Source organism: Shewanella oncorhynchi (assembly GCF_030848765.1).
GTDB classification, from domain to species: Bacteria; Pseudomonadota; Gammaproteobacteria; order Enterobacterales; family Shewanellaceae; genus Shewanella; species Shewanella oncorhynchi.
In genome coordinates this window covers 3,172,000-3,184,223 of sequence record NZ_CP132914.1, presented here as the reverse complement: position 1 = coordinate 3,184,223, position 12,224 = coordinate 3,172,000, and the positions used below count along the sequence as shown (strand labels likewise).

General features: G+C 45.2%; 9 protein-coding genes and 3 tRNA genes. 9 read left to right on the top strand and 3 right to left on the bottom strand.

Annotation, left to right across the window (positions count from 1 at the left end):
- Positions 1-105: 105 nt before the first annotated feature.
- On the bottom strand, positions 106-960 hold the full coding sequence (folD, locus tag RA178_RS14405; RefSeq protein ID WP_014610292.1) for a bifunctional methylenetetrahydrofolate dehydrogenase/methenyltetrahydrofolate cyclohydrolase FolD: 855 nt from the start codon (positions 958-960) through the stop codon (positions 106-108).
- Positions 961-1,324: 364 nt separating this feature from the next.
- Here folD and RA178_RS14400 point away from each other — a divergent pair.
- The 9 genes from RA178_RS14400 to RA178_RS14360 all read left to right on the top strand — a co-directional run bounded on the left by RA178_RS14400 (position 1,325) and on the right by RA178_RS14360 (position 10,421).
- A tRNA-Pro gene (locus RA178_RS14400) sits at positions 1,325-1,401 on the top strand.
- Between the two features lie 116 nt (positions 1,402-1,517).
- Positions 1,518-1,594 (top strand) — tRNA-Arg (locus tag RA178_RS14395).
- Between the two features lie 9 nt (positions 1,595-1,603).
- Positions 1,604-1,679, top strand: a tRNA-His gene (locus RA178_RS14390).
- 261 nt (positions 1,680-1,940) lie between these two features.
- Positions 1,941-3,245, top strand: a complete 1,305-nt coding sequence (gene tig / locus RA178_RS14385; RefSeq protein WP_028760469.1) for a trigger factor — start codon at positions 1,941-1,943, stop codon at positions 3,243-3,245.
- Between the two features lie 89 nt (positions 3,246-3,334).
- Positions 3,335-3,943 (top strand): ATP-dependent Clp endopeptidase proteolytic subunit ClpP, encoded by a 609-nt coding sequence (gene clpP, locus RA178_RS14380; protein WP_063883148.1) that lies wholly within the window; start codon positions 3,335-3,337, stop codon positions 3,941-3,943.
- Positions 3,944-4,027: 84 nt separating this feature from the next.
- Entirely contained in the window at positions 4,028-5,308 is a 1,281-nt protein-coding gene (gene clpX, locus RA178_RS14375; RefSeq protein WP_028760467.1) for an ATP-dependent protease ATP-binding subunit ClpX, read from the top strand.
- Between the two features lie 132 nt (positions 5,309-5,440).
- Complete coding sequence (lon, locus tag RA178_RS14370) at positions 5,441-7,798, top strand: endopeptidase La (RefSeq protein ID WP_306682434.1); 2,358 nt, start codon at positions 5,441-5,443, stop codon at positions 7,796-7,798.
- Between the two features lie 244 nt (positions 7,799-8,042).
- Positions 8,043-8,330 (top strand): nucleoid-associated protein HU-beta, encoded by a 288-nt coding sequence (gene hupB / locus RA178_RS14365; protein ID WP_255211589.1) that lies wholly within the window; start codon positions 8,043-8,045, stop codon positions 8,328-8,330.
- A 225-nt stretch (positions 8,331-8,555) separates the two neighbouring features.
- Positions 8,556-10,421 (top strand): SurA N-terminal domain-containing protein, encoded by a 1,866-nt coding sequence (locus RA178_RS14360; RefSeq protein ID WP_028760465.1) that lies wholly within the window; start codon positions 8,556-8,558, stop codon positions 10,419-10,421.
- Between the two features lie 193 nt (positions 10,422-10,614).
- Here the strand turns inward: RA178_RS14360 and RA178_RS14355 are convergent, their stop codons facing one another.
- The gene (locus RA178_RS14355; RefSeq protein ID WP_006085368.1) at positions 10,615-10,827 is read right to left on the bottom strand and encodes a TOBE domain-containing protein; all 213 of its coding nucleotides are present in this window, start codon (positions 10,825-10,827) and stop codon (positions 10,615-10,617) included.
- 138 nt (positions 10,828-10,965) lie between these two features.
- Positions 10,966-12,168 (bottom strand): enoyl-ACP reductase FabV, encoded by a 1,203-nt coding sequence (gene fabV, locus RA178_RS14350; protein WP_105252933.1) that lies wholly within the window; start codon positions 12,166-12,168, stop codon positions 10,966-10,968.
- Between the last annotated feature and the right edge of the window lie 56 nt (positions 12,169-12,224).

Genomic DNA, 12,224 nt, shown 5'->3' with positions numbered 1-12,224 from the left:
ATGCTTGCTAGAACCTAGAACCTAGAACCTAGAACCTAGAACCTAGAACCTAGAACCTAGAACCTAGAACCTAGAACCTAGAACCTAGAACCTAGAACCTAGAACCTAGTCATGATACTGCTCGGCGGCATATAAGGTGTTTTCTAATAGGCTTGCAATCGTCATCGGGCCGACACCGCCGGGGACTGGAGTGATAAAGCTGGCATTTTGCGCAGCAATGTCATATTGCACATCGCCGACTAAGGTGCCGTTATCTAAACGGTTAATACCCACATCTATTACAATCGCGCCAGGCTTGATCCACTCGCCAGGAATAAAGCCGGGTTTACCCACTGCAACGACCACGAGATCTGCCTGACGGATTTTTTGTTCGAGATTCTTAGTGAAGCGGTGGCAAGTAGTGGTGGTGCAGCCAGCAAGTAGCAACTCTAAGGTCATTGGGCGGCCGACAATATTCGATGCGCCAACCACAACAGCATCTAAACCATAGGTATCAACGCCGGTGGATTTGATGAGTGTCATTATGCCCATTGGGGTACAAGAGCGCAGCACCGGAATACGCTGGGCTAAACGGCCGACATTGTACGGGTGAAATCCATCGACGTCTTTATCTGGGCGGATACGCTCGATGACTTTTGAGTCTTCGATATGTGCGGGTAATGGCAGTTGCACTAAGATGCCATCAATTGTCGGATCATCATTAAGACTATCAATCAGGTTGAGTAATTCATCTTCAGTGCAGTTTGTTTCTAAATCGTATGAACGAGAAATAAATCCAACTTCTTCACAAGCCTTACGTTTACTGCCAACATAAACTTGTGATGCCGGATCGGCTCCCACTAATATTACGGCTAAACCCGGTACGCGTTGTCCAGCCTCTTTGCGGGCGGTGACTTTTTCGCTGAGCTTAGTGCGGATGGATTGAGCAATCGCCTTGCCGTCGATTATTTGGGCTGTCATGGGTGTAGGATATCCTTTATATGGGCGATGGTGAAAACAGTAGTTAACACAGAGATTGGCAATCGTGGCTATTTTAACAGGGCACAGCTACTGTGTCATGGTTAAAGCCGTTGCCAAGTGGATAAAAAAAAACAGATTAGCCTGATAATTCAGCACCTAGAGTCGAACGATAAAAAAATCGTTGACGGGTGTAAAGTGAGGGGATAAGATGCGCTCCGTTCTCAGGCAGATGTGTTCATCTTGCGCTGAAACTTTCATGCAAGACCTTAGGTGATTAGCGCAGTCCGGTAGTGCATCCAGATTTTGGATGAGAGTGGACCAGAGGAAACCCTCTGAGTTGATACCAAGTAAAATGTAAGACCTTCGGTGATTAGCGCAGTCCGGTAGCGCATCTGGTTTGGGACCAGAGGGTCAGAGGTTCGAATCCTCTATCACCGACCACTTTATTGTCGTTTGCTTCGATGAATTCAAAATAATTTGAACTAAAATAGGCAAATGATAGGGTTAGCATAAATGCTTTCCAAATCGGTTAGGATACAGAAAATTCTGTAAACCATGCGCCCGTAGCTCAGTTGGATAGAGCACCCGCCTTCTAAGCGGGTGGTCGCAGGTTCGAATCCTGCCGGGCGTACCAGTTTCAGTGGTGATTGTAGCTCAGTTGGTAGAGTCCCGGATTGTGATTCCGGTTGTCGTGGGTTCGAGCCCCATCAGTCACCCCATTTTTAGTACTTTGAGTACAAATTAAAAAAAGCGACCTTGTGTCGCTTTTTTTATACCCCAGATTCGGCTGTTGAGGCTCGACTCTGCAGAAAACGGTGGCTATAATGTCGCGTCTTGATAGATATCAACTATGAGCGACCTGTGCCTAAAGCCAGTTGTGGTGGGCATTGTAGTCAAATTTAATGATCAAGAAACGAATACCTGAATAGTTGATGAATCGGCTATTACAAAGGACGTTAGACAAATTTCGAGGTAAAACAATGCAAGTTTCTGTTGAAGCAACCCAAGGCCTAGAGCGTCGCCTGACCATTTCTGTTCCTGCTGAACAAATTGAAAAGCTGGTTAAAGACAGTTTACAACGTGAAGCTAAGCGTGCTCGTATCCCAGGTTTCCGTCCTGGTAAAGTGCCTGTTACTGTTATAAACAAACGTTACGGCGCAGCGATTCGTCAAGACATCATGGGTGAAGTGATGCAACGTAACTTCATCGAAGCAATTATTGCTGAGAAGTTAAACCCAGCGGGTGCACCGACTTTTGTTCCTGGTTCTACTGATGGCGAAAAATTCGAATTTATCGCTACCTTTGAAATCTATCCAGAAGTTGAGCTGAAAGGCTTAGATGCAATCGAAGTAGAACAGCCAAAAGCTGAAGTGACTGACGCTGACGTTGACACTATGATTGAAACCTTACGTAAACAACACGCGACTTTCGCTGCTGTTGAGCGTGAAGCTGCTGATGGCGACAAAGTGAAAATGAACTTTGTTGGCTCAGTTGACGGTGAAGAATTTGAAGGCGGCAAAGCCGATGATTTCGAACTGCAATTAGGTAGCGGCCGTATGATCCCTGGTTTTGAAGCAGGTATCTTAGGTCACAAAGCGGGCGAAGAATTTGTTATCGACGTGAACTTCCCTGAAGAATATCACGCTGAAAACCTGAAAGGTAAAGCGGCTAAGTTTGCGATTACGCTGACTGAAGTGCAAGCGGCTAACCTGCCAGAAGTAAACGATGAGTTTGCTGCTTTGTTCGGTATCAGTGAAGGTGGCTTAGAAGCCCTTAAAACTGAAATCCGTAAAAACATGAACCGTGAACTTGAGCAAGCGTTAAAAGCTAACGTGAAAGAGCAAGTGATCAATGGTCTGTTAGCGAACAACGATATCACTTTGCCAAAAGCATTGATCGATGGCGAAGTTAACGTTCTGCGTCAACAAGCCATGCAACGTTTTGGCGGCCAATCGGCTAACATGCCAGAACTGCCAGCTGAATTGTTCACTGAACAAGCTGCGCGTCGTGTTAAAATCGGTCTGCTATTAGGCGAAGTCATCAAGACTAACGAACTGAAAGCGGAAGATGAACGCGTACAAGGCTTGATCGCTTCTATGGCTTCAGCCTACGAAGATCCAAGTGAAGTAGTTGCTTATTACAACAGCAACAAAGAGCTGATGCAAAACATGCGCAACGTTGCTTTAGAAGAGCAAGCGGTTGAAGCACTGTTGAAATCTGCCAAAGTGACCGAAAAACAAGTCGCTTTTGAAGAATTTATGAACAAGGCTACCGGTCGCGCATAAGCTAAGCTTGACTTGATTAGCTGTTCGCCATTTATAATGGCTCGTATGAGGCTCCTCATGCGAGCCATTTTTATTTAGGGAAGTGAATAATGCATAATGCGTCAGACATACAAAGTGCTTTAGTGCCTATGGTGATCGAACAGACTGCTAAGGGTGAACGCTCATACGATATTTATTCTCGTTTGTTGAAAGAGCGGATTATCTTTTTGGTAGGTCAAGTTGAAGAACACATGGCAAACCTTATCGTGGCGCAATTATTATTCTTAGAATCAGAAAGCCCAGATAAAGATATCTTTTTATACATTAACTCTCCTGGTGGCTCTGTCACCGCAGGCATGGCGATTTATGATACCATGCAGTTTATCAAACCGAATGTTAGCACTGTCTGTATCGGCCAAGCCGCTAGTATGGGCGCTTTCTTGTTAGCTGGTGGTGAGAAGGGTAAGCGTCACTGTTTACCAAACTCTCGCGTGATGATCCATCAACCGCTGGGTGGTTTCCAAGGTCAAGCATCAGATATTGCTATTCATGCCAAAGAAATCTTAGGCATTAAAAATAAGCTTAACCTAATGCTCGCTGAACACACAGGTCAACCGCTCGAAGTGATTGAACGCGATACCGATCGTGACAACTTCATGAGTGCAACTCAAGCCGTCGAATATGGCTTAGTTGACTCTGTGATGACGAAACGCGGCTGATTTTTGCTTTTGACTGAGCTATGCTTTGTAAAAGTTAAGCAAATTTAAGACAGGCAGTAGAGCAGACTGCAAATGAGGTAATTAATGGGCGACAACAAAAATAATGGTGACAGCGGTAAATTGCTGTACTGCTCTTTTTGCGGAAAGAGCCAGCATGAAGTCAGAAAACTCATTGCTGGCCCATCAGTGTATGTATGCGACGAATGTGTTGAGTTATGTAACGACATCATTCGTGAAGAGATTAAAGAAATCTCTCCAAAGCGTGATAGCGATAAATTACCGACACCACATGAGTTGCGTGCACATTTAGACGATTATGTTATTGGCCAAGACAGAGCGAAAAAAGTGCTTTCTGTGGCAGTGTATAACCACTATAAGCGTTTAAAAAATGCATCGCCTAAAGATGGTATCGAGCTGGGCAAGAGTAATATTTTGCTTATCGGTCCAACGGGTAGCGGTAAAACCCTACTGGCTGAAACCCTTGCGCGCTCACTCAATGTGCCTTTCACTATGGCAGATGCTACTACGCTGACTGAAGCGGGTTATGTGGGTGAAGACGTTGAAAACATCATTCAAAAGTTGCTGCAAAAGTGCGACTACGATGTTGAGAAAGCGCAGCGTGGTATCGTTTATATCGATGAAATCGATAAAATTAGCCGTAAGTCAGACAATCCATCAATCACCCGTGACGTATCGGGTGAGGGTGTACAGCAAGCGCTGCTTAAGCTGATTGAAGGTACTGTTGCCGCGGTTCCACCACAAGGTGGCCGTAAGCATCCACAGCAAGAATTCTTACAAGTCGATACTTCTAAGATCCTGTTTATCTGTGGTGGTGCGTTTGCAGGGCTTGAGAAAGTGATTGAGCAACGTGCGCACGTTGGCTCGGGTATTGGTTTTGGTGCACAGGTGAAAGGCGAGAAAGAGAAAGCGACGATCTCTGAAACCTTATCACAAGTAGAACCTGGCGATTTAGTCAAATACGGTTTAATCCCTGAGTTTATTGGTCGTCTGCCAGTGGTTGCGACTCTGACTGAGCTGGATGAAGAAGCTTTAGTACAAATTCTATCTCAACCTAAAAATGCCCTAACTAAGCAATACAGTGCGTTATTTGAGATGGAAGGGGTTGAGCTTGAATTCCGCGAAGATGCGCTTAAAGCGATTGCTCACAAAGCCATGTCTCGCAAGACAGGTGCCCGTGGTCTACGCTCCATCGTTGAAAGTATTCTGCTGGATACTATGTACGATATCCCATCCGTTGACGGTGTGGTGAAGGCCGTTGTGGATGAATCAGTCGTGAAAGGGGAATCTGCACCAATCTTGATTTACGAGCACAATGAGGCCCAAGTGGCATCAGGCGAACAATAATTGTACTGATCGCTAATAAACTGAAAAACAAGGAGTCCAATGGACTCCTTTTTTCGTATTAGCCATTGAAACTCCATAAAGCGTCCCAATATACTCCAGTATTAATCCATTTCACCAAAACGGAATCGAACTATGACCCAAGAGCGTGAAGCGCATATCGAACTCCCCGTGCTGCCACTGCGAGATGTGGTGGTCTATCCCCATATGGTAATTCCGTTATTTGTCGGACGAGAAAAATCTATTCGATGTCTCGAAACGGCAATGGCGCAGGATAAGCAAATTATTTTAGTGGCGCAGCGTGATGCCGAGCTCGATGAACCATCAAAAGATGACATCTTCGAAGTGGGTACGGTTGCCTCTATTTTACAGTTACTTAAGCTGCCAGACGGTACAGTCAAAGTGCTGGTTGAAGGCGGTCGTCGCGCCCGTATTACCCGTTATACCCAAGAAACAGAATTTTTTGTGGCTAAGGCTGAGTATCTGGAATCAGAACCGCTGGAAGACAAAGAAGAAGAAGTGTTAGTGCGCAGTGCTATTGGTCAGTTTGAAGGTTATATCAAGCTGAACAAAAAGATCCCGCCAGAAGTCTTGACCTCTTTATCGGGTATCGATGAAGCGGCGCGTCTGGCCGATACTATGGCCGCACACATGCCACTTAAGCTTGAAGATAAGCAATCTGTGCTTGAGATGGTCAACGTCGGCGAACGTCTGGAATATCTAATGGCGATGATGGAATCGGAGATTGACCTATTACAGGTTGAGAAACGTATCCGGACTCGCGTTAAAAAACAGATGGAAAAGAGTCAGCGTGAGTACTATCTGAACGAACAGATGAAAGCCATCCAGAAAGAACTGGGTGACTTAGATGAAGGCCATGACGAATTTGAAGCCTTAAATCGTAAGATTGAAGAGGCTAACATGCCCGCTGAGGCGAAAGAGAAAGCCCTCGCCGAGCTTAACAAGTTACGCATGATGTCACCTATGTCGGCTGAAGCGACGGTTGTTCGCAGTTATGTCGATTGGATGACGGCTGTGCCTTGGAGCCAGCGCTCTAAAATCAAACGTGATTTAGCCAAAGCCCAAGAAGTACTCGACACCGATCATTTTGGTCTTGAAAAAGTCAAAGAACGTATCTTGGAATATTTGGCAGTCCAAAGCCGAGTGCGTCAGCTTAAAGGGCCAATCCTGTGTTTAGTGGGGCCACCAGGTGTGGGTAAAACCTCGCTAGGTCAATCGATCGCTAAGGCCACCGGTCGTAAGTATGTGCGTGTTGCCCTCGGTGGCGTGCGTGATGAAGCGGAAATCCGTGGTCATCGCCGTACTTACATTGGGTCTATGCCAGGTAAAGTCATTCAAAAGATGGCTAAAGTCGGCGTGAAAAACCCGTTATTCTTGCTCGATGAAATCGACAAGATGAGTTCTGATATGCGCGGCGATCCGGCTTCTGCTTTATTAGAAGTGTTAGATCCTGAGCAAAATGCGACCTTTAACGATCATTACCTCGAAGTCGATTACGACCTATCCGATGTGATGTTTGTTGCAACGTCAAACTCCATGGATATTCCTGGGCCACTACTTGACCGTATGGAAGTCATTCGTTTATCGGGTTACACCGAAGACGAGAAACTGAATATTGCTAAGCAACATTTACTGAATAAGCAAATTGAGCGCAACGGCTTAAAAGCGGCTGAAATTCAGGTGGAGGATAGTGCTATCGTTGGCATTATCCGCTACTACACCCGTGAAGCAGGAGTGCGTTCGCTCGAGCGTGAGTTGTCTAAGATTTGCCGTAAAGTCGTGAAAATGATTTTGCTCGATAAGTCAGTTAAGTCAGTGACTGTCAACCAAGAGAATCTTAAGTCTTTCCTTGGCGTGCAGCGCTTTGATTACGGCAAAGCCGAGTCTAAGAACCAAATCGGTCAAGTGACTGGCTTAGCTTGGACTCAAGTGGGCGGTGACTTACTGACGATTGAAGCAACTTCAGTGCCTGGTAAAGGGAAGTTAACCTATACTGGTTCCCTTGGCGACGTGATGCAAGAGTCGATTCAAGCAGCGATGACAGTTGTTCGCGCCCGTGCGGAACAATTAGGTATCAATGCGGATTTCTACGAGAAGCGTGATATCCACGTGCATGTGCCAGAAGGTGCGACACCCAAAGATGGTCCATCTGCAGGTGCGGCAATGTGTACCGCGTTAGTATCAAGCTTAACGGGTAACCCCGTGCGTGCTGATGTGGCCATGACAGGTGAAATAACCTTACGTGGTGAAGTGTTACCTATCGGTGGTTTGAAAGAAAAACTGCTGGCAGCACACCGCGGCGGCATAAAATTGGTGCTTATTCCAAAAGAAAACGAGCGTGATTTGGAAGAAATTCCTGCCAATGTGATTGCCGATTTAGAAATTCGTCCCGTGCGTTGGGTCGATGAAGTGTTAAAACTGGCACTAGAAAGGCCGGTAGAAGGCTTCGAAGTGGTTAAAAACTTGGCATAACGCAAGAAATTGCGCTATCACGTTAAAAAAAATGAAAAAAGGGGCTTAACAAAGCGCAGACCTGTGGTAGCCTAGGTCTGTGGAGAGCCAGCTGCTCCAAGCCCTTGGCGCAACTGGCTTTGAGCTGTATCCAGTTTTAATTCTTTGGTTTTCGAACTCAGCTTGAACTTTGAATTCAAGCTTGTTATAAAAGCCTCCGCAGACCGCTCTAGAGACGGATTTGGTTGCGGCGCAAAAAAATTACATTCAAGGGGATGACATGAACAAATCTGAACTAATCGAGAAAATCGCATCTGGTGCTGACATTTCTAAAGCCGCTGCTGGCCGAGCACTGGATTCTTTTATCGCTGCTGTGACCGAAGGTCTGAAAGAAGGTGATAAAATTTCTCTTGTTGGTTTTGGTACTTTTGAAGTGCGTGAACGCGCTGAGCGTACTGGTCGCAACCCACAAACGGGTGAAGAAATCAAAATCGCAGCAGCTAAAATTCCTGCATTCAAAGCTGGTAAAGCACTGAAAGACGCTGTTAATTAATCATTAATATCGTAGCCTTTGTAAGGCGTTCGTAATGACAAGCACTGTTTATCAGTGCTTTTTACGAATTGAAAGTAATGGAATATGAAGCTTAATTTCTACCATTACTCGGGGTTTTAGAATTTACCAGTGGTAGCGTCTGAATATTCCCCATAAATTACAGAAAGGCGCATCTCAACCTGATGCGCCTTTTTATTTTGTTAATCGCAACAAGCGAGAAATCTGATGTTAGAAAAGATCCGCGATGGTTCGCAAGGCGTGATTGCTAAAGGCATTCTCGTACTTGTGATTTTATCTTTTGCATTTGCAGGAGTCAGTAGTTACTTAGGTTCAACAACTGATGTGCCTGCGGCAGAAGTGAACGGTGACAAGATCACTAAAGCCGAGCTAGAACAGGCGTACCAGAGCGAGCGCTCTCGCATGGAGCAACAGCTAGGTGAAATGTTTGCTGCGTTATCTGCTGACGAAAAATACTTACAAAGCATTAAGCAGAGCGTATTAGAACGCTTAGTGGCTGACAAGTTGATAGATCAAGCTGCTAAGGCTATGGGTCTACGTGTATCTGACGAGCAAATTGTTGCTGCAATGAGAGCTGAACCGGCATTTCAAACTGATGGCAAATTTGATAACGATCGTTATCAGGCGATTCTGCGTCAGTTAGGTTATCAGCCACAGACTTTCAGAGACATGATGCGTGTCGATATGACCCGTCGTCAGTTAACTGCAGCCCTTGTGGGTACTGAATTCGTGTTACCTGGCGAAGCTAAGCAATTGGCTGAGTTACAAGGCCAAACCCGTGATGTGCGCTATGTTATTGTCGATTCTGCACCATTCTTAGCGACAGCGGTTGTGACTGACGAGCAAGTGAAAAACTATTACGACGCAAACCAAGGGCAGTTTATGAGCCCTGAGATGGTGAGCCTAGAATATGTTGAACTGAATGCTGCTGATTTTGCTAAAAATAATCCAGTTTCTGATGAAGAAGCACAAACGTATTACGAAGAACATAAAGCACAATATGTTTCTAACGAGAAGCGTCTTGCCGCGCATATTTTGGTTATGCCAGGTAACGATGAAGCGGCAGCAAAAGCCAAGGCTGAAGATCTCGCTAAGCAATTAGATAGCGGTGCCGATTTTGCTGATCTGGCTAAAGCTAACTCTGATGATACTTTGAGTGCAGAGCAGGGCGGTAAACTGGATTGGTTTGAACCTGGTGTAATGGACCCCGCATTTGATGCCGCTTTATTTGCATTAAATAAAGGCCAACATTCTGCGGTGGTTAAAACAGACTTTGGTTTCCATATTATCAAGCTATTAGATGTGCAATCTGGCGCGACTGTACCGTTTGCTGATGTGAAAGCTAAGATAGTGGCTCAATTGCAAGATAAGAAAGCGGTTGACCAGTTCTATAGCTTACAAAGTAAATTAGCGGATACCAGCTATGAAGTGCCAGATACACTATCTGAAACCGCAAAAGCTGTTGGCGTTGATGTTAAGACTACAGCACTGTTTTCTCGCGATAACGCACCTGCTGAGCTAAACAAGCCTGACTTAGTTAAAGCTGCCTTCTCTGAAACTGTGATGCTGAAAGGTTTAAACAGTGAAGTGATTGAGCTTGAACCTAACCATGTGGTTGTTATCCGAGTGAAAGAACATCATGATGCGGGTACTTTGGCCTTAGCTGAAGTGAAAGCCAACATCACTGAGCGCTTGAAGCAAGATCAAGCAAACGAAGCCGCCCGTGCAAAAGCACAGGAACTGATGGCACAAGTTAAAGCGGGTGCAACTGATCTTGGTTTAGTGTCTAAAGCGAAACTAGGCCGTGGCGCGCAGGACGTTGATGCTGCGATTGTAGGCAAAGCGTTCCAAATGCCAACACCAAGTACAACTCCTGTTGTTGATACCGTTGGTTTAGCAAACGGTTATGCTGTGGTTGCACTGGATAAAGTCAACGCTGCAGAAGGTGTGAGTGATGAGCTAGTTAATGCACTTAAACAACGTCTGAACGCACAATACAGTGAAGCAGACTACCGTGGCTTGATCGATTCGCTTAAAGCCAATGCCAAGGTGCTTTACCCTGTAGAAGAATAATTTCAGTGAGGATAGTGAGTTATTAAATTTACTATCCGACTGATTAAATAGAAAAGGCCAAGTGAGTTCACTTGGCCTTTTTGTTTTTTAATTCGATAAAGTTTACCAATGAAGTTCGAAGGATATCCACTATCGCAACACTGTCAGACTCCATATTCCATTACTTCAATCGCCACGTTACTGAATTGAATGGTTAATCATCAACGCCAATCATTACGCTGCTGGCTTTGATGAGGGCATAAGCCGAATCACCCACTTTGAGCCCTAGGCGCTCACAGGAAGCTTTAGTCACCACAGAGGTCAGTACGACACCGGGTGCAAGTTCTATTGTCACTTCATTGTTTACAGCGCCCATTTCTATGGATTTGATTGTACCGCTGAGGGTGTTTCTTGCGCTAATTTTCATTGATTTTCCTTATTGAGGGATTATTAGGGGTCAACTGCAGCTAGTGTAGCGCATCTTAATCTGGGAGTTATAAATAAAAACGCCACTAAAAAGTGGCGTTTAACGTTTGTGATAAGCAGTGATTCGCTATCGAGTTGATTAGAGTTCGATAACGTCAAATTCAACGTATGGGTTAACGTCGGCATCGTAATCAATGCCTTCGATACCAAAACCAAATAACTTAATAAATTCAGCTTTGTATTCACGGTAATCAGTCAATTCTGATAAGTTTTCTGTGGTCACTTGTGGCCACAAATTACGGCAGTGTTGCTGAATATCTTCACGCAGTTCCCAGTCATCTAAACGTAAGCGATTATCACTGTCGGTCTCAGGTTTTGCACCATCGGCACGGAATAGGCGCTCACTGAATAAGCGATAGATTTGCTCCATACAACCTTCATGGAGACCTTCCTGACGCATTTTCTTGAATACCATAGCGATATATAAAGGCATGACAGGAATGGCCGAACTCGCTTGAGTCACAACGCTCTTTAGCACTGCAACATTTGCGCTGCCGCCAGTGGCTGACAGTTGTTCATTTAAGGCTTTTGCTGCGCGGTCCAGATCCATCTTGGCCTTGCCAAGGGCGCCGTGCCAGTAAATTGGCCACGTCAGTTCTGTACCTATATAGCTATAGGCTACGGTTTTGCAGTTATCGGCTAATACACCGGCTTCAGATAAGGCTTTGATCCATAGTTCCCAATCTTCGCCGCCCATAACAGTGACAGTATCGGCAATTTCTTGCTCAGTTGCTGGCTCAACGGTGGCTTCAATGATGCAGTCTTTATTGGTATCAACGGCAGTCGCTGTGTAAGTTTCGCCAATGGGTTTTAAAGCTGATCGGATAAGCTCACCTGAATCTGGGAGTTTGCGCACTGGTGATGCCAGTGAGTAAACAACCATGTCAATTTCACCGAGATCTTGCTTGATAAGCTCGATGACTTTTTGTTTAGCTTCATGGCTAAAGGCATCGCCGTTAATGCTTTTAGAATATAAACCTTCCGCTTTAGCAAATTTGTCGAAAGCGGCAGAGTTGTACCAACCTGCAGTACCTGGTTTCGCTTCAGTACCTGGCTTTTCGAAGAACACGCCAATCGTTGCGGCATCGCTACCAAAAGCGGCTGCGATACGTGAAGACAGACCATAGCCACTTGATGAACCGACTACTAATACCTTTTTCGGGCCGTTAGCGATCTTGCCTTTTGCTTTAGTTAAGGTGATTTGTTCTTGAACGTTTACTTCACAACCGACAGGGTGTGTAGTGGTACAAATGAATCCACGAATTTTTGGTTTGATAATCATATTTAAGCTTCTTCTATCAAAATGACCAATAGGATAAATATTTCGGCGGGTAAATG

Coding starts and splice junctions, on each gene's coding strand:
- lon (WP_306682434.1), top strand. CDS start 5,441: ATGACCCAAGAGCGTGAAGCGCATATCGAACTCCCCGTGCTGCCACTG.
- clpX (WP_028760467.1), top strand. CDS start 4,028: ATGGGCGACAACAAAAATAATGGTGACAGCGGTAAATTGCTGTACTGC.
- fabV (WP_105252933.1), bottom strand. CDS start 12,168: ATGATTATCAAACCAAAAATTCGTGGATTCATTTGTACCACTACACAC.
- folD (WP_014610292.1), bottom strand. CDS start 960: ATGACAGCCCAAATAATCGACGGCAAGGCGATTGCTCAATCCATCCGC.
- RA178_RS14355 (WP_006085368.1), bottom strand. CDS start 10,827: ATGAAAATTAGCGCAAGAAACACCCTCAGCGGTACAATCAAATCCATA.
- clpP (WP_063883148.1), top strand. CDS start 3,335: ATGCATAATGCGTCAGACATACAAAGTGCTTTAGTGCCTATGGTGATC.
- RA178_RS14360 (WP_028760465.1), top strand. CDS start 8,556: ATGTTAGAAAAGATCCGCGATGGTTCGCAAGGCGTGATTGCTAAAGGC.
- tig (WP_028760469.1), top strand. CDS start 1,941: ATGCAAGTTTCTGTTGAAGCAACCCAAGGCCTAGAGCGTCGCCTGACC.